Source organism: Maribellus mangrovi, from assembly GCF_037646455.1.
GTDB lineage: Bacteria > Bacteroidota > Bacteroidia > Bacteroidales > Prolixibacteraceae > Draconibacterium > Draconibacterium mangrovi_A.
Genome location: NZ_JBBIXN010000001.1, coordinates 696,505 through 714,962, shown reverse-complemented (window position 1 = coordinate 714,962; position 18,458 = coordinate 696,505). Strand labels below are relative to the sequence as shown.

General features: G+C 42.2%; 17 protein-coding genes and 1 tRNA gene. 12 read left to right on the top strand and 6 right to left on the bottom strand.

Going from position 1 to position 18,458, the window contains the following annotated elements; all coding sequences use genetic code 11:
• The 3 genes from ftsZ (WFY05_RS02670) to WFY05_RS02660 are packed head-to-tail and all read left to right on the top strand — an operon-like array spanning position 1 to position 3,174.
• On the top strand, positions 1–1,302 hold the full coding sequence (gene ftsZ / locus WFY05_RS02670; RefSeq protein WP_340111175.1) for a cell division protein FtsZ: 1,302 nt from the start codon (positions 1–3) through the stop codon (positions 1,300–1,302).
• Positions 1,303–1,330: 28 nt separating this feature from the next.
• A complete protein-coding gene (ftsZ, locus tag WFY05_RS02665) occupies positions 1,331–2,710 on the top strand; it encodes a cell division protein FtsZ (protein ID WP_340111174.1) in 1,380 nt (459 codons plus the stop codon).
• A gap of 14 nt (positions 2,711–2,724) precedes the next feature.
• Positions 2,725–3,174, top strand: a complete 450-nt coding sequence (locus tag WFY05_RS02660) for a GatB/YqeY domain-containing protein (RefSeq protein ID WP_340111173.1) — start codon at positions 2,725–2,727, stop codon at positions 3,172–3,174.
• Between the two features lie 68 nt (positions 3,175–3,242).
• Here WFY05_RS02660 and WFY05_RS02655 read toward each other — a convergent pair whose 3' ends face one another.
• Positions 3,243–3,578 (bottom strand): hypothetical protein, encoded by a 336-nt coding sequence (locus WFY05_RS02655; RefSeq protein ID WP_340111172.1) that lies wholly within the window; start codon positions 3,576–3,578, stop codon positions 3,243–3,245.
• A 318-nt stretch (positions 3,579–3,896) separates the two neighbouring features.
• Entirely contained in the window at positions 3,897–4,334 is a 438-nt protein-coding gene (locus WFY05_RS02650; protein ID WP_340111171.1) for a peptidylprolyl isomerase, read from the bottom strand.
• Between the two features lie 1,104 nt (positions 4,335–5,438).
• Between WFY05_RS02650 and WFY05_RS02645 the strand changes: the two genes are divergently transcribed.
• Positions 5,439–6,083 carry an O-methyltransferase gene (locus WFY05_RS02645; protein ID WP_340111170.1) on the top strand — a complete coding sequence of 215 codons (645 nt, stop codon included), beginning with the start codon at positions 5,439–5,441 and terminating at the stop codon, positions 6,081–6,083.
• Between the two features lie 10 nt (positions 6,084–6,093).
• Positions 6,094–7,452: an APC family permease gene (locus WFY05_RS02640; protein WP_340111169.1), complete on the top strand. Its 1,359-nt coding sequence runs from the start codon at positions 6,094–6,096 to the stop codon at positions 7,450–7,452.
• On the opposite strand, the gene WFY05_RS02635 is transcribed toward WFY05_RS02640, so the two are convergent.
• The 4 genes from WFY05_RS02635 to folB form a co-directional block, all read right to left on the bottom strand.
• Positions 7,440–8,186 (bottom strand): lysophospholipid acyltransferase family protein, encoded by a 747-nt coding sequence (locus WFY05_RS02635; protein ID WP_340111168.1) that lies wholly within the window; start codon positions 8,184–8,186, stop codon positions 7,440–7,442. The two genes, WFY05_RS02640 and WFY05_RS02635, sit on opposite strands and share 13 nt — an antisense overlap.
• 116 nt (positions 8,187–8,302) lie before the next feature.
• Positions 8,303–8,373: transfer RNA gene (locus WFY05_RS02630), tRNA-Cys, on the bottom strand.
• A gap of 66 nt (positions 8,374–8,439) precedes the next feature.
• Positions 8,440–8,610 carry a hypothetical protein gene (locus tag WFY05_RS02625; RefSeq protein WP_340111167.1) on the bottom strand — a complete coding sequence of 57 codons (171 nt, stop codon included), beginning with the start codon at positions 8,608–8,610 and terminating at the stop codon, positions 8,440–8,442.
• A gap of 263 nt (positions 8,611–8,873) precedes the next feature.
• Positions 8,874–9,224 carry a dihydroneopterin aldolase gene (gene folB / locus WFY05_RS02620; RefSeq protein WP_340111166.1) on the bottom strand — a complete coding sequence of 117 codons (351 nt, stop codon included), beginning with the start codon at positions 9,222–9,224 and terminating at the stop codon, positions 8,874–8,876.
• A gap of 113 nt (positions 9,225–9,337) precedes the next feature.
• On the opposite strand from folB, the gene WFY05_RS02615 reads away from it, so the two are divergent.
• The 7 genes from WFY05_RS02615 (at position 9,338) to WFY05_RS02585 (ending at position 18,385) form a co-directional block, all read left to right on the top strand.
• Positions 9,338–11,044, top strand: a complete 1,707-nt coding sequence (locus tag WFY05_RS02615; RefSeq protein ID WP_340111165.1) for a glutamine--tRNA ligase/YqeY domain fusion protein — start codon at positions 9,338–9,340, stop codon at positions 11,042–11,044.
• Positions 11,045–11,213: 169 nt separating this feature from the next.
• The gene (locus WFY05_RS02610) at positions 11,214–11,591 is read left to right on the top strand and encodes a LiaF transmembrane domain-containing protein (RefSeq protein WP_340111164.1); all 378 of its coding nucleotides are present in this window, start codon (positions 11,214–11,216) and stop codon (positions 11,589–11,591) included.
• 93 nt (positions 11,592–11,684) lie between these two features.
• Entirely contained in the window at positions 11,685–12,416 is a 732-nt protein-coding gene (locus tag WFY05_RS02605) for a LiaF transmembrane domain-containing protein (RefSeq protein ID WP_340111163.1), read from the top strand.
• A gap of 4 nt (positions 12,417–12,420) precedes the next feature.
• Positions 12,421–13,470 carry a sensor histidine kinase gene (locus WFY05_RS02600; protein WP_340111162.1) on the top strand — a complete coding sequence of 350 codons (1,050 nt, stop codon included), beginning with the start codon at positions 12,421–12,423 and terminating at the stop codon, positions 13,468–13,470.
• 2 nt (positions 13,471–13,472) lie between these two features.
• The gene (locus tag WFY05_RS02595) at positions 13,473–14,222 is read left to right on the top strand and encodes a LytR/AlgR family response regulator transcription factor (protein WP_340111161.1); all 750 of its coding nucleotides are present in this window, start codon (positions 13,473–13,475) and stop codon (positions 14,220–14,222) included.
• A 15-nt stretch (positions 14,223–14,237) separates the two neighbouring features.
• Positions 14,238–14,927, top strand: coding sequence for a fatty acid desaturase (locus WFY05_RS02590; protein ID WP_340111160.1), 690 nt, complete (start codon positions 14,238–14,240; stop codon positions 14,925–14,927).
• 182 nt (positions 14,928–15,109) lie between these two features.
• Positions 15,110–18,385: a VPS10 domain-containing protein gene (locus tag WFY05_RS02585; protein WP_340111159.1), complete on the top strand. Its 3,276-nt coding sequence runs from the start codon at positions 15,110–15,112 to the stop codon at positions 18,383–18,385.
• The last annotated feature ends 73 nt before the right edge of the window (positions 18,386–18,458 follow it).

Here is an 18,458-nt window from a genome sequence, read left to right as displayed (position 1 = left end):
ATGGCCGAAGAATTCGTAAACTTTCAATTTCCAAAAGCAACATCTTCCATTATCAAGGTAATTGGAACGGGAGGTGCCGGCTGCAACGCGGTCAATCACATGTTCGAAGAAGGAATTAAGGGGGTTGACTACATTATTTGTAATACCGATGCGCAGGCACTCGAAAACAGTAAGGTTCCTGTAAAACTGCAGCTTGGTGTAACATTAACCGAAGGCCGTGGTGCAGGGAATAAGCCCGAAATGGGCGAGCAGGCTGCCCGCGAAAATTACGAGGATTTAAAAAAGGTGTTGCAGGACAATACCAAAATGCTGTTTATTGCGGCAGGAATGGGGGGCGGTACCGGAACAGGTGCGGCGCCGGTTATTGCGGCACTGGCTCGCGAACTCGATATCCTTACCATTGCGGTAGTTACGATCCCGTCGAAAGCCGAGGGTAAAAAACGTTACGATCAGGCGCAGGAAGGGATTAATAAACTAAAAGAATCTGTCGACAGTATGCTGGTCATCAGCAACGATCGGCTTCATAACATTTATGGCGATCTTCCGGCAAGTCAGGCGTTTAAAATGGCCGATAATATTATTTCCACGGCGGTGAAAGGCGTGGCCGAAATCATCACTGTTCATGGAAATGTAAACATTGACTACACCGACGTTCATACCGTTATGCACAAAAGCGAAGTGTTTATTATGGGAACTGGTTTTGCCACCGGCGAAGGTCGTGCCATGGATGCTGTTCATGCTGCTCTGGAATCACCACTGCTCGACAGCAATGACATTTACGGAACAAAAAATATATTGCTGAATATCATTTCAGGCAGCGAAGAAATACGCATTGGAGAAATCGGTGAAATCATCGAGGAACTTCAGGAAAAAGCCGGACAGGAAGCTGATATTATTTGGGGTAATGGTTACGACGACCGCCTTGGGGACAAGATCAGTGTAACGATTCTGGCTACCGGCTTCGATACCAATCCGAACAGTATCCTTCAGCCCAAACCCGAAACCCAAAAATTTGAGTTGGAAGAAGAGCAGGAACCCGAAGTGGAAGAAGAGGTGATTTCCAGCTTCGAAGAAACAATAGAAGAAGAGGAAGTGAGTGTTGAAGTGGAGGAAGAAGAAACAATCATTATTTCGCCTCCACCGGTTGAGCATTCGCGACCTAAAATGGAGAAAAAGAAAAAACGTAAAAAAGAGAAGCGCAGAAAAGATGAGCCGGTTACCGAATCAAATGTCGACAACTGGTTCTTTAAGAACTTTGGTTTAGGGAAACTTTTTGATGAAGACGACCAAAGTATGGATTAAAACAATGAAACCCTGAAAATGGAAGAAAATGGACAATTTGGAGAATTTTGATTTTAATGATTCGTCTGGAGCACAGATAAAGATAGTAGGCGTTGGCGGAGGTGGAGGAAATGCGCTCAACCATATGTACATTCAGGGGATTCGCGATGTGGATTACCTGATTTGCAACACCGATGCACAAGCCATGCAGAACAGCCCGATTCGCAAGCACATTCAGCTTGGTGCAAAACTTACTGAGGGACGTGGCGCGGGGAATAAACCGGAAGTTGGCCGGCAGGCTGCGGAAGAAAATATCGAGGATGTTAAAAGTGCGCTGACTGAAAATACAAAAATGGTTTTTGTTACGGCCGGAATGGGCGGTGGAACAGGAACCGGAGGTGCACCGGTTATTGCAAAAGCTTGTCACGAGGAAGGCTATCTGACCGTGGCGATCGTAACCATTCCGTTTAGAAACGAAGGCCGTAGACGTGTGAAACAAGCGATAGAAGGGATTAAAGAATTGGAAAAATACGTCGATTCTTTGCTTGTAATCAACAACGAGAGGATTCGTGAAATGTATGGCGACTTTGGTATTTCTGAGGCTTTTTCGCGTGCCGATAATATTCTGGCAACAGCTGCCCGCGGAATTGCTGAAATTATTACCGTACCCGGTTATATAAATGTTGATTTTGCGGATGTGGAAACCGTGATGCGCAAAAGCGGTATGGCGATTATGGGAACAGGAGTTGCCACAGGCGAGAACCGTGCAGAAGAAGCCGTTGAACTCGCTCTGAATTCGCCGTTGTTGAATAACAATGACATCCGCGGAGCCAGAAATGTACTGGTTCACATTACTTCGGGCGATAAAGAAGTTACCATGGATGAAGTGGGCCGAATTACCGATTTTGTACAAAATAAAGCCGGTTTTGATGCCGACATGATCTGGGGAAACGGAATCGACGAGAACCTCGACGAAGAACTGTCTGTAACGGTTATTGCAACAGGCTTTCCGAGTAGCATTCTTTCCGGTTTTGGTGAAGGAAAACAGGAAAAGGAAAAGGTGGTTCTCGATATTACTTCGGGGCGAAGTGACGAGAATTCCTCGTCTGGAAATGGCAATATGGGACCCGGTCAAAAGACCATTGAATTTGATATCAGAAAGGAACGTGAGAAAGAGGACATGGAATTTGAAAGCCTTTATCCCAATACATCAAAACAGCGGACTGAAAGAGAGGACCACTATAACATGAACGACTTCTCGTCGATGAGCGATGAGGACATCGACGATCTGGATAAAGTTCCGGCTTACCGGCGCCGCAATATCAGAATGAACGACCCCAAATACCATAGAAAGAACTCGAAATATTCGGTCAACAAGAACAACCAAATCTCGGACAGAAACAGTTATTTACACGATAAAGTAGATTAAAACATCAAAACATTATGGCACTATTCGAACAGATCAACAACGATATTAAAGCGGCAATGAAAGCCCGCGAAAAGGAGAAACTGGAAGCATTACGCGGCATTAAAAAAGTTATGCTTGAAGCCAAAACCGCGAAAGGTGCCGGTGCCGAACTCACCGATGATGAGGCGCTGAAAATCATTTCCAAACTGGCAAAACAAGGAAACGATTCGGCTAACATTTATAAAGATCAGGGCCGCGAAGACTTGTACGAACAGGAAATGGTTCAGGTGAAAATATATGAATCGTACCTGCCCGAAAAAATGTCGGATGAAGCACTGGAAGCGGCAGTAAAAGCAATTATTGCCGAAACGGGAGCCAGTGGAATGAAAGACATGGGGAAGGTGATGGGAATTGCTTCGAAAAAGCTGGCCGGTCAGGCTGATGGAAGCGATATTGCTGCCAAAGTGAAATCGATGCTCACTTGAGAGAGTACAATGAATACAGGATTACAAAAGAAAAAGGCTTGCAAACGCAAGCCTTTTTTATGGATTGATTAATCGTCGTCTTCGTCGGTGAGTTTTTCAGCAATGTGATCTAAATCGGAATACTTGTCTTCGTACTCTTGTTTCACATCATCTTTCAGGAATCCCTCATCATCGTAATCATCGTCCTCGTCAACCAGTGCTACTGCTTCATTTTCTGTCATTCGCAGCATGTAATATTTGTCTTCGGTTTCAAAAGGAAGTACCGTAATTTTTATTCCGTTCCTATCAAAAAAATGGATCAGGTTTTCAGCGAAACCATCTGCATATATCAACTTAATCTGTTGTTGTAAATCCTTATCCAGTTTGTTGTAATCTTTAATTACCCTGGGTTTGCTGTTTGTCATCGTTTGTCAGTTAAATATTTGTATTCAGTTTTTGCATCGAGTAGTTGAATTTCAGCACAACAAAAAAACATTCTCGAATACGTGAAAATTCCTTCAACAAATAAATGTTATCAAATTGACATTTGCAATAGGGTCAATGTTATTTTTTTTGATGATGTTGGCGCGAGTATCTGGCAGCCTTTCTGGTAGCGCTTTTTATAGGATTTGCACCAGTTAATTATTGGTTTTTACGTAGAAATATTGATTTGTAAATGGCAGCGTTTTGAACAAAAAAAAGGATTTGCACTGCAAATCCTTTCCCTCTGGTTATCGCTAATTTTATTCTTCCGAAATAACAATTTTTTCAATCTCATCACCTTGTCGAATATCGTCGATCACATCGAGTCCTTCGTAAACTTTACCAAAGCAGGTATGATGCCCGTCGAGGTGCTGCGTGTTTTCGCGGTTATGACAGATAAAAAACTGAGAACCACCGGTATTTCTTCCTGCGTGAGCCATCGAAAGCACACCTTTATCGTGGTACTGGTTGTTTCCATCCAGCTCGCAATCGATGGTGTATCCCGGACCACCAGCTCCAGTTCCGTCGGGGCAACCGCCCTGGATCACAAAATCAGGAATTACACGATGAAACGTAAGTCCGTTATAAAACCCTTCATTCGAAAGCTTCACGAAATTTGCCACGGTTCCCGGTGCATCTTCTTCGTAAAACTTAACTTTCATAACCCCTTTATTAGTATGGATTTCTGCTGTTTTCATATTTATATACTTAAAATTCGGGACAAAAGTAGAAAAACTGTATAGATTTCATAATCCGGTATTCTGCTGCATTTTTTGATTTAACTTCTTTTAAGGAAACTTGATTGCTATTTAATTCCTTGTGGAGTTGGAAGAAATTGAAAAATGGCCTTCTAGCGAGAACAATCCGTTCAGGGAATTGCGAATTTGTTGAGCTGTGTGAAATTATTGGATCACATGAAATTTCAGGAGGAAAAGACTTTAAATTAAAAACACTTTTTACAAAGTGAGTATAGTTTTTGCCTTATTAGGCGGATTATACTCTTTGGCTTAGCCCAAAGAGTAGACAGAAAACCCAAGTTTGCGCCCGCTTCACTAAGAAAAGCTACGCGATGTCGACTAAAATTTCTGAAACTCGTCGTACCTCCTCAAACAGCAGTAATTTTTTAACATCATCACCGCTTGTTTTCTGGCTCACCGGCCGAGGCCAAAGCTCCGAAGTAGCTTTCAGTTTTCAAATACTCTGCTGAAGTGGTTCGGCCTCTTTTGGTCATTACCCGGAGTTGAAATAAAACCCTAGTAAGAGCGGGAAGCTCTCTAGAGGACTTGGGAAGGAGATCACCCGTCCTAACTTAGGTTTTATGAAAACGTAGGGAAAGGAGCAAAAGCAGCCTTGAACTTTGTGCTTACTATTTGGTTCAAGCCAAATAGTATGTCCACCGGAAGGCATCTAATTCAAGTAGTTTTAATGTTGTTATAAAATTGTAATCTAAGGGTTTTCAACCTGATCAAAATTAATCTATCTAAAACAGATTATTAGGTGAGTTAAGTGAAAGGTCTTGATAATGAAAGGGTATAAACGAAAAGAAGGAGACTCATCAGTCTCCTTCCTAAATGTTAACCCCCAAACACACAATATGGGATGAATCCCAAATGCACTGCAAATATAATTAAATATTAATACGTGTGAAAATGACTTTTATCAGTTTAACGATTTTAAATGTTTATTTGCATCTATTTACATGGTTGAATAATTGTGCAGGTTGATTTCGTTGATATATATTGTTAGAGATGAAACATTCTTTGGCTGATTTATTTTAACTTTATATCTTTAATTTGATCGCGATGAAACATAAACCGATAACATTATTAATCGTTCTATTTCTGTTTGTGGGGCAAGCTTTTGCCCAGTATCCCGATGTTGAAACAAAGCTCGACAAGAAAATTAAAAGTTTTCTGGAAGAGAACGTTAACAGCTGGCGGGACATGAATGTTCCTTTATCAGACGGTAAGTTTCTTTACGATATTATATTGGAACACGGCTATACACGTGCAGTTGAAATAGGAACTTCAACAGGACATTCGGCCATATGGATTGCATGGGCACTAAGCAAAACAGGTGGGAAATTGATTACCATTGAAATTGATAAGAACCGTTACCTGCAAGCCAAAGCTAATTTTAAAAAGGCCGGTGTTAGCAAATATATCGATGTACGATTGGCCGATGCACATGAACTCGTACCCGAACTCGAAGGTAAATATGATTTTGTGTTTTCCGATGCCGATAAATACTGGTATAAAAATTATTTCCTGGCCATGGAACCAAAACTCGAAGTTGGTGGTTGTTTTGTAGCTCACAATACAGGAATGAGGGTGAATGGAATTCGCGATTTTCTGGATTATGTAGAGGCGAACGAAAATTTCAAAACCACTTTCGAAAATAATAGCAGGGCAGGCATGTCAGTGAGTTATAAGCAGAAAGAAAAATAAACCAAGTTTGATGGATTCGCATCATAAACTTGAACGACAACTCAGTCTTTTCCCGGTTACCAATATCGTTATAGCAAATATTATTGGTGCTGGTATTTTTACCACCACCGGATACCTTATGGGCTTTCTTGGCAATCCCGTGTTAATGCTTTCGTTATGGGTTGTTGGTGGCATTATTGCCTTGTTGGGGTCCATTGCATTTGGCGAGTTGGGGGCTGCTTTCCCCGAAGCAGGAGGAGAATACCTTTTTATTTCAAAACTGTTCAATCCTATGCTGGGGTTTTTAAGCGGCTGGCTCTCGCTCATTGTCGGTTTTTCGGCACCCATTGCTGCGTCGGCAATCGGATTCAGCGCCTACTTTACCTGGGCTTTCCCCCATTTTCAAAACTGGTTAATGCTGAATTCGGTGATCACTGAGCAAAACTTTAACAGAGTGCTGGCCATTGCCATAATTTTAATATTTAGCCTGATTCACTCGCGGGGTGTGGTGCTGGGAGCCAGGATTCAGAACATCCTCACCATTCTTAAAGTGATGTTGGTAGCCGGATTGATCATCGCCGGTTTTACCCTGGGAGACGGAAGCTTTAATCATTTACAAACGGAGGCACCTTTACAATTTGAATTCGAAAACTGGAAGGCCATTGGCTTGTCGCTGATGTTTATAATGTTTGCATACAGCGGCTGGAATTCGGCAACTTACATTGGCTCCGAAATTAAAAATCCGGGAAAAGTGATTCCGCGGTCTTTGCTTATTTCAACTCTGATCGTAACCGTTTTATACCTGCTCCTGAATTTGTTTTTTGTGTATGCTGTCCCGATCGGACAAATGAAAAATGAGCCGGAGATAGGTGGACTGGCTGCCGGTTTTGCCTTTGGAGCAACCGCAGAGGTTGTTATTTCACTTCTGATCTCGTTTGCATTGTTTTCATCCCTTAGTGCTTTTATTTTGTTGGGGCCGCGTGTATATTATCAAATGGCCCGCGACGGGTACTTTTTTAAAAGTTTTGCAGCCATACATCTAAAACGCAAAGTGCCATCCAATGCCATTTACCTGCAGGCTGGCATCGCTATCGTTCTTGTTTTATCGGGCACTTTCGAACAGATATTAACATATATGGGATTTTCGTTGGGAATTTTTCCAATACTGGCTGTGGCCGGGGTGTTCAAGTTAAGGATACAGGGAAAAAGCCCATTGAAACTTCCCGGCTACCCCTTTATTCATATCGTATTTATAGTTACCAACGTGGCCATCCTGGTACTGGCTTACTTTCAGCGTCCGCTCGAATCAACCATCGCTGTAATAACAGCATTATCGGGAATCCCGGTTTTTTATTGGTTTCGGTTTCGCCAGAACATTCAAAAATCCTGAAGCGCTTCCAGCATAAGGTCGATTTTTTCTTTTACCTGTTCCTGTAAAACCTGGTAATTATCCGATGAAATGGGTTCGCCAAAATCAACGTTGGCCCGTGTTACCGGCTTTCCAAGTTGACGGAAAAAATGGCCAACAAAAGTATCGTCCTCTACCCAGGCGTCGTTCTTGTCTTTGAATTCAATGGCCATTGGAATAACCGGAATTTTTGTGTCAGCGGCAATTTTAAAGCTGCCATTTTTAAAATGCTTCGTTAGTGGTCCTTTAAAAGTTGTCCCCTCAGGAAAAAGTGTCACCGGAATGCCTTGCGAAACCGAATTTTTTATTTTAGCCATGGTTTGCAAAAGGCTACTTGTATTGTTACGATCTACCAGAATGGAATTCGATGCTTTTACAGCCATGCCAACAAAAGGCCATTTGCCAATCTCAGTTTTTCCCACCATTGCCGAAGGTGTTAATGCCGTTACGATAAAAATATCGATGTAGCTCCGGTGGTTGGGCATTAAAATAAAGTTCGATGATTTGGGAAGTTGGTACTTGTTCAGCGTAATGCCGCAGATGAACATGGCTGCTTTTCCCCAATTCCCCTGCATCCAGCGCTGCAGTTTTCTGCTAAATCCAAACAGCTTATACCACAGTGCTCCGGTAATAACAATATACGATGTTAGCAACAAGAGTAAAACCAGACGTATAAAAGCCAGGGGGGCAAATACAACGGTTCGGATCAGCTTCATATTTACAAATATGGTAAAAGAATTTTTTTGGTGATGAAAGTAATCGAGAATAATAGTTGCATCAGCAGAAATCAAAAAAGGCAGTCAATTTGACTGCCTCTTAGTAGAAGTTCCTGAGGTTCCTGGCGGAGTCGAACCGCCGTACACGGTTTTGCAGACCGCTGCCTAGCCACTCGGCCAAGGAACCATTTGTACGTTTCGGTCTGCAAAAATATAAATTTTTACAGTTCCTGCAACAGGAAAAACAACTGTATTATTTTCTCAGATTTTGCCAGTGAGCATTCACATGTGCTTCACCTGGTCCGGAGATACGCGGTTCGTTGTTGATTTTTGGATTTTTCCCCTCTTGTAATTCCCGTTTCCGACTGCCAAAACATTTATCGCGACAGCCACCTTCATTCAAATCATTCGTATTAAAAAACATCGTTTAATAGTTGTTATGGTTTTGTTTTCAAAAATACGAACAAAAAGTTTGAAAAATTTGATTAATGTCAGGATTGTACTGCTAATTAAATATTTAGTAACATGTTTTAAGGAATGAAGGACTCATGGATTGGAAAAAAATGCAATAATGTGCAAATGCCGGAATGCCTCAATGTTAAACTGTTGAATTATTATATAGAATTATTGTGAAATGGTAAAAAAAACCAAAGAATCTGCTCACTGAGACTGAATACTGAACACTGATTACCGTTCCAACGTCACACTGACTTTCTCTATTTCTCCGCCCATAGGAGGATTCATTTTCGAGATTTTCACGCGGGCGTGTTCAATTGCCGGGAATTTATCGTGCAACGCATCAAGAATTCGTTGAGCCACATTTTCGAGTAATGCTGATGGAATTTTCATTTCTTCTTTTATGCATTCATAAAGGGCCTGGTAGTTCAGTGCATCATCAAGATTATCACTGTTGGCTGCGTGGCTGCAGTCGGTTTCAATTTTTACATATACCTCAAAATTATTTCCAACCACTTTTTCGGCTTCAAAATGCCCGTGGTAGGCATAAAATTTCATTCCTTCAACTTCTATAACTCCCATGCGATGATTAAATATTGTCAACAAATGTAATAAATTGAAGTGGTGCTGGTCGTTCTCACAAATCATTTTTTAATTTTGTAGCTTCAACTAAAAGGGGTAAATTCTATACAATAATGACGGAGAAAAAAACAAATACTGCTGCTGAACCGCAAAAGAAATCAAACTTTATTCACATGCAGATCGAAGCCGACCTGGCTGCCGGTAAGAATGACGGAAGGGTACAAACCCGCTTTCCCCCGGAACCAAATGGTTACCTGCACATCGGACACGCAAAATCGATTTGTTTGAACTTTGGCCTGGCGCAAAAGTATGGTGGAAAAACCAATCTTCGTTTCGACGATACCAACCCTTCGAAAGAGGAAACGGAATATGTTGATTCGATTATGGAGGATGTTCACTGGTTAGGCTTTGATTGGGAAGACCGTTTGTATTATGCCTCCGATTTTTTCCCAAAACTGCATGCTTTTGCCATTCAGTTGATTAAGGAAGGCAAGGCGTATGTTGATGATCAGAATGCAGAAACCATCAGCAGCCAGAAAGGAACGCCCCAAAAACCCGGATTGGAAAGTCCGTTCAGAAACCGCACAGTAGAGGAGAACCTCGAGCTGTTTGAGCGAATGTCGGCCGGAGAATTTAAGGACGGAGAAAAAGTGCTGCGGGCCAAAATAAACATGGCCTCACCAAATATGCACATGCGCGATCCGATTATCTATCGCATCATGAAAGCGCATCACCACCGCACTGGTGATAAGTGGTGTGTTTACCCGATGTACGATTTTGCACACGGGCAGTGCGATTACTGGGAAGGAATTACGCATTCAATCTGTACCCTGGAGTTTGAAGTGCATCGTCCGCTTTACGATTGGTTCATCGACCAGTTGAAAGATTCGGATTACCGTCCTCGCCAGATTGAATTTGCGCGTTTGAACCTGACGTATACTGTGATGAGCAAACGGAAGTTGCTCGAATTGGTGAAAGATGGTCATGTAAAAGGTTGGGACGATCCAAGAATGCCCACCATTTCAGGACTTCGCCGCAGAGGTTATACCCCGGAATCCATTCGTAATTTCTCGGATAAAATTGGGGTAACCAAAGTTGATGGAATGATCGATGTGTCGCTGCTTGAATTCAGTGTTCGCGAACATCTTAACAAAACGGCACAACGTGTGATGGGGGTGCTTAATCCGCTTAAAGTAGTGATCACCAATTATCCTGAAGGTCAAAGTGAAGAACTGGATGCCGTAAATAACCCGGAAGACGAATCGATGGGTAAACGTAAAGTGCCGTTCTCAAAAGTATTGTATATCCAGCGCGATGACTTTATGGAAGATCCGCCACGTAAATTCTTCCGTTTAGGGCCCGGCCGCGAAGTGCGTTTGCGCTATGCCTACTTTATTACCTGTACCGATGTAATTAAAGATGCCGACGGGAATATTACCGAGTTACTTTGTACATACGATCCGGCTTCGAAAGGCGGCAATTCGCCCGATGGCAGAAAAGTTAAAGCAACACTGCACTGGGTTTCGGCCGAACATGCAGTAAAATCTGAAGTTCGTTTGTACGACCGTCTGTTCAATGACGAAGATCCTTCGGGACATAAAGATGTTGACTTTAAAGAGTTTATGAATCCGGATTCGTTAAAGGTACTTTCCGAATGTTATCTCGAACCGTTTATAAAGGATTCAAAACCATTCGATCATTTTCAGTTCGAGCGAATCGGTTACTTTAATATGGATCCGGATTCCACATGGGAAAAACCGGTGTTTAACCGGACGGTTGCCTTACGCGATTCATGGGCAAAAGCTCAAAACAAGAAATAAAATAGAAGCGGGAATACCTCCCGCTTTTTTTATTTTAAGTCATTTACCAGTGAAAATTCACGAGAAACATAGTCGCATTCACCGATTCATAACCTGAATTAACCGAATGTTAACTCCATATTTTTTCAAGCCTTACTACTTTTGAAGAAGTAATTCAAGAAGTGGGACAATGGAAAATAGAACTGCACAACAAAACAATTCAAGAAAAACCTTAGCGATCATTCTTATAGTGCTCGGTATTTTACTGATATTAAAAAAAAGTGGCGCATTTCTTCAATTTCCATTTTTTCATTTCAATAATATAGTCTTCCCCCTGCAGAATGCCTTTCACAGTGTTGGGCATTTCGTTTTTTCATGGCCCGTAATATTGCTGATCGTGGGGGCAGTTTTATTGGCAGGTCGTCGCTCAGGAGGTTGGGTGTTGATAGTAATTGGCGGTTTGTTTTTGCTGCCAAAACTTCTCATTTTATCGGGTGCTGCACTTGTAGTTCTGCTGCCACTAATACTGATTGGTGCGGGAATTGCCATTGTGGCACGATTGCTTTAAATGGTGCTTAACCGATAATTGAAGGAATCTTACCGAATAGAGATGCAACAAATAGTGGTTCAACGATAGATTTGAAACTTAAATTTGAAAAAAATGGATAAACCGGAAACATCAAATAAAAGAGTCTACTTCGGACTATTCCTGATCGTAGTTGGATCCTTATGGATCCTTGAACGTTTGAATCTGATTCCGGCGTTTTGGAACGATATTTTGATTTCGTGGCAAATGTTGCTTGTCGGAATAGGTGTTTTTTCAATTATAGGTGGAAATAAAACAACAGGTATAATTTTAATTGTTATCGGAAGTTTCTTTCTAATACCTGAACTTACTGATATACCCTACCAGTTGCGTCGGATTGGCTGGCCTGTATTAATTGTAGCAGTTGGTGTTATTTTACTTGTTACCCAGGGAAGCAGACACCACCGGCCTGAAATGCCGCCTAATTATTCTGCCGGAGATAAACAACAACCGACCGGTAGCGATTATTTCGATGATTTTGTGATTTTTGGCGGACGCGAAGTTTATGTCGATTCGCAAAACTTCCTTGGTGGAAAGACCACTTCGGTTTTTGGAGGTACCGAATTCGACTTGCGGCAAGCAAAACTTTCGGAGAATGGTGCAGTCATCGATTGCCTGGCTTTGTTTGGTGGTTGCGGATTTAAATTACCCCCCGACTGGACGGTTAAAAATGAAGTGACTGCCATTTTTGGAGGCTACACCGATAAACGCGGATCTTCGCTCAATCACATCGTTTCCGATCCTTCAAAGACACTTATCATTAAAGGTTTTGCAGCCTTTGGCGGAGTAGAAATCAAGTACATGTAAGCTGATGGATTTTCGTCATCCATTTATATCTAACTCAAAGCTTTTAATCGGATACGGAGCTTTTTGGCTGCTGGCATCGGCAACTCTCATTGGTATTGCAACGATCGTGAATGAGGTTCCCTTCAGTCTGGCATTTGTCGAGATTTTCACTTTTATTATTCTTTACGCACTCATTGGAGCAGCCATCTGGTATGTTATCAAATTCAGCACACTCGAGGAAAACAGCATCATTCGAATTATTTCGGCACATTTAATTGCAGCAACTATTATCGTGTTGTTGTGGATGTACCTGGGAGCTGTATTCACTAAAATATTTCACCCGTTGGCCGAACAGTGGCTCGAAAGAGCAGTTATAACCCGCGCTGTGGCCGGCTACATGTTGTACATCGGATTTGTAATTTTCTTTTATGCCGTGAACTATTATTACGCGTTCAAGGAAAAATCGAAAAACGAAACCCGCTTAAAAGCTTTGGTGAAAGAAGCGGAATTGCACGCACTGAAATCGCAGATAAATCCTCATTTCTTATTTAATAGTTTAAACAGTATTTCTTCGTTAACCATGACCGACCCGCAGCGCGCCCAGGAGATGGTGATTAATTTGTCGCAACTCATGCGCTATTCGCTAAAACACGATCAGGATGAGAAGGTTTCCTTTAAACAGGAACTTGAGAATAACAAGCTGTACCTAAGTATCGAAAAAGTACGTTTCGGAACAAAACTCAATCCGGTTTTTGCTATCGAGAAAGAATGTTTGGATGCCAAAATCCCTAACATGATTTTGCAACCTATTTACGAGAACGCAATAAAATACGGGGTTTACGAAGCTACTGAAACAGTGGATGTGATCACCCATTGTGGAAAACAGGGAGATGCGCTGGTTGTGACAGTCAGCAATGCTTATGATAAAAATGTGATCAGCAAAAAAGGAGAGGGGATCGGTCTACGGAATATACGCGACCGTTTGCAGGTTATTTATGGCAATCCGCATTTGCTGAAAGTTGTTGATAAAAACGATGAATTTACCGTAACTTTAACCATACCTCAAAATCTATAACAATGACTGAAAAACTACGAACGATTATCGTCGAGGATGAAGAACTGGCCCGGAATCTTATGAAATCATTTCTCTCAAAAATTGATGAAATAGAGTTGATTGCTGAATGCGAGAATGGTTTTGAAGGCGTAAAAATGATCAATGACTTAAAACCTGATCTGGTTTTTCTCGATATCCAAATGCCAAAAATTACCGGTTTCGAAATGCTGGAACTACTCGAACATAAACCACAGATTATTTTTGCAACGGCTTACGATCAGTATGCGTTGAAAGCCTTTGATTACAATGCAGCCGATTACCTGTTGAAACCTTATTCGCAGGATCGCTTGAAAGAGGCTGTTGAGAAAGTGTTGGAGCGCATACAGGCCGAAGGAAAAGAATCGGATGTGGCTGAAAAGATCAGCGATTTTCCGCGCGAAGAATACCTCGACAGGGTAGTGGTGAAAGATCGTCATAAAATTCATATTGCGCCCGTTGATGCCATTCGTTATATCGAATCGATGGATGACTACGTGATGATTTACACCACCGAAGGACGTTGGATGAAACAAAAAACTATGAAGTATTTCGAAAGTGCTTTAAATCCGCGGAATTTTGTGCGTATTCATCGTTCATACATCGTTAAAGTGGATGAGATTGCTGAAATTCAGCAGTACGAAAAAGAGTCGTATGTGGTTATTCTTCACGATAAAACTAAACTAAAAGTGAGTAAAACTGGTTATAAGAATTTAAAGGGGATATTGAACTTTTAAATAAATTGTAACAACATGGGTATATTCATTGCATTAACCATTATTTTTTTGTGGGGTGCACATTTGGTATATATTCTAGTTTTTTCCAACTTGGATTTTTCTTCCCCGTTTACCTACTTTCATGTTTTGCTGCAGACCTATCTTTTTACGGGTTTATTCATAACAGCGCACGATTCGATGCATGGAACCGTAGCTAAAAATCGACGTGTTAACAACACCATCGGGAGATTGTCGACATTGGCATACGCCTTTTTATCGTACAAAACCCTAACCAAGAAACATTACCTGCATCATCGTTTCCCGGCTACTGATCAGGATCCTGATTTTTCAAGCCGCAGCACTAACTTTTTTGTGTGGTGGTTCGACTTTATGAGAAGTTATGTGACCTGGTATCAACTTTTAGCCATGGCCATTACTTTTAATGTTCTTCTTATTTGGTTCACAGAGCTAAAATTGCTCTTGTATTGGGTATTACCGGCCATATTATCTACGCTTCAGTTGTTTTATTTTGGAACCTTTCTTCCTCACCGTCGACCATTTCACGATGAAATGCAACCTCATTATGCCAGAACCCAGAAGCGGAACCATTTGTGGGCGATGTTGTCGTGTTACTTTTTTGGTTATCACTGGGAACATCACGAATCGCCAACCACCCCATGGTGGAAACTTTATCAGATTAAACAGAAACCTGATCAGACCGTATAATTCCCTGACATATATCTTGTTTGTTTTTTGACAGTTTTCCTATTTTTAAACCATAATCTAAACCAGGTTTATCAAATGACGGTTTTCTGTAGTTTCTTTGATACATCATCTGACGTGCGAACACCCAATTGTGACATGGTTTGGGCTATCTCCGGAAAAATTAAATACTTAAAACATAATTTATGAAGAAATTCACATTATTTGTGGCTGTCGTTTTTTTAGCAACAACGGTAGTCTTTGCAAAAAAGAAAGAAGATGAGAAAAAGGACGAGCCGAAACCATTTATAAACTCAGGTTTAGTAAGTGGATTGAAATGGCGCAGCATTGGTCCCGCGTGGGCCAGCGGACGTATTGCCGATTTTGCGGTGAACCCGAAAAACCCAAAAGAATATTATGTGGGTGTTGCCAGTGGTAACCTTTGGAAGACTGAAAACAACGGTACCACCTGGAAACCGATTTTTGATAACTACGGTTCGTATTCCATTGGAGTGGTTGAACTCGATCCGAATAATTCGAATGTTGTTTGGGTAGGTACCGGCGAGAATAATCACCAACGTGCTCTTGGATACGGCGATGGTGTTTGTAAATCGCTCGACGGTGGCAAATCCTTTAAAAATATGGGATTGAAAGAAAGCCGGCAGATCGGTGGAATCGTTATCGATCCGCGAAACTCCGATGTGGTTTTTGTAGCGGCCGAAGGTTCAGCCTGGGGACCGGGTGGTGATCGCGGTTTATACAAATCGACTGATGGCGGCGAAACCTGGAGCAAGGTGCTCGAGATCAGCGACAACACAGGAGTAAATAATGTGGTGATGGATCCTTCAAATTCTGATATTATGTATGCCACATCGGAGCAACGTCGTCGTACCTCGTTTACAAAAATTGGTGGCGGCCCCGAATCAGCAGTGTACAAATCAACCGATGGGGGAGAAAACTGGCGTAAGATAAAAAAAGGACTTCCGGGAGTAGACCTTGGCGGAATGGGAATTGCTGTTTCACCAGTTGATCCGAATGTAGTTTACCTGATTGTGGAAGCTGCCGATGATAAAGGTGGATTCTTCCGTTCGACCGATAAAGGTGAGAGCTGGGAGAAAATGAGCGACTACCACAGCAGCGGCCAGTATTACAACGAAATTGTTTGCGATCCGAAAGACGTGGATAAAGTTTATTCTACTGAAACTAGATCAAAAGTAACCCTTGATGGAGGTAAAACCTGGAACAATATCAGTACCAACGGCCGTCATGTTGATGATCATGCCATCTGGATCGATCCGGCCGATACTGACCATTATATTATTGGTGGCGATGGTGGAATTTATGAAACCTGGGATGAAGGCTTAACTTTCGATTTTAAAGAAAACCTGCCGGTAACTCAATTTTACCGGGTTCATGTTGATGATGCCGAACCTTTTTACAATGTATACGGCGGAACACAGGACAATAATTCAATGACCGGGCCTTCGCGCACCACTGGCCGCAGCGGAGTGATTAACGACGAGTGGTTCCCGACTCTAGGCGGCGACGGATTCTGGGCGGCTTCCGAACCCGGAAATCCTGATATTGTTTATTCCGAATCGCAGTATGGGAACGTGGCGCGAGTCGATAAAAAAAGTGGTGAGCGCATCAGCATAAAACCACGCGAACGAAAAGGAGAACTTACCTATAAATGGAACTGGAATACGCCAATGTTTGTGAGTTCACACAAACCTACCCGTTTGTACATGGCGGCCAACAAGGTTTTCCGCAGCGACGACCGCGGCAACACCTGGGAAGTGATAAGCGATGATCTGACCGCACAGATCGACAGAAACTCTTTCCCGGTAATGGGTAAATACTGGCCTGCCGAAGCCGTATCAAAAGATGTTTCCACCTCGCAGTGGGGAACCATTGTTTCACTCGACGAATCTAAAATTAAAGAAGGATTGTTGTATGCAGGAACCGACGATGGAGTGATTTCGGTAACCGAGAACGGTGGCGACGACTGGACTCAGGTAAAATCCTTTCCCGGTGTGCCTGAATATACTTACGTTAGCGACATAATGGCCGACCGTTTTGATGAAAATGTGGTGTACGCCACTTTCGATAACCTGAAACGCGACGATTTTAAACCCTATGTTTATAAAAGTTCGGATAAAGGAAAAACATGGGTAAACATTTCGGGTAATCTTCCTGAAAATGGTACTGTTCATACCATCGCTCAGGATTTTGAACGTCCTGAATTACTATTTGCCGGAACCGAATTTGCCATTTATTTTACCATCGATAATGGCGAGAACTGGGTGGAACTAAAATCGGGATTACCAACAATTCCAGTTCGTGACATTGCAATTCAGGAACGCGAAAGTGATTTGGTGATCGCTACCTTTGGGCGTGGATTTTACATTCTCGACGATTACAGTCCTTTGCGCGAAGTAAAACCTGAACTCGAAAATGAAGAAGCTGCCATCTTCCCCATAAAAGATGCTTTGATGTTTATTCAAACCCGGGGCAAGAGCAATCAGGGCAATACTTATTATACCGCAGACAACCCTGAATACGGAGCTACTTTTACTTACTTCCTGAAGGAGGTTCCAAAAACCAAAGAGCAGTTGCGCAAAGAGGAAGAAAAGGAATTGTTTAAGGAAGGAAAACCCATTCCGCAACCAAGCTGGAGGGAGCTGCAACTGGAAGAAAAACAGGAAAAAACACATTTGATCTTTACCATTTACGATCAGAATGATAATGTGATCGATAAGTTCAGCAAAGCTCCGTCGAAAGGGATAAAGCGAGTGAATTGGAACATGACTTATGCAGCCACTGCCAATTCAAGGTCTCGTGGCACATTTAACCCAATTTCAACTACTGGACGCGGAATTATGGTTATGCCCGGAACTTATAAAGTTGGTTTGAAAATGTGGCACGAAGGTGAACTGACCACACTGGTTGAGCCTGTTGATTTTGTTTGCAAAAAACTGAATAACACAACGCTTCCGGCAGAAAATTACAACGAAAATGTGGAGTTCGCTGAGAAAGTGAACAAACTGGCACTGGCAGTAACCGGTGCCGGTCGTGTGATTTCAGAAAGTATTGATAAGGTTGAGCAGATAAAACAAGCCATTTATGCCACACCGGGTGCCAGTCAGGAATTGATGGACAAAGCTCGTGCGTTGGGTGTTGAACTCGATAAGCTGAACTTTACCATGAACGGACTTCCTGCAAAAGCCAGTGGAGAGGAAGTTCCTCCGGCACAGGTTCCGCTGAACGACCGCCTAAGTAATATTACGTATACCCACATGGGATCGACCAGTGGAATTACAACCACCGAAAAGCAGGCGTATCAAATCTTAAAAGAAGAATTTCCACCGGTGCTGAATTTATTAAAGAAAATTGTTGAAAGCGATATCCCGGCACTGGAAGCTGAGCTGAACAAGATCAATGCACCATGGACACCGGGCCGTTTAATAGACTGGAAAGAATAAGTTAGCTGTAAGGTTTCAGCTTGAAGTTGTAAATAAAGATCACCCGATTTCGATCATTTGACAGAAATTGGGT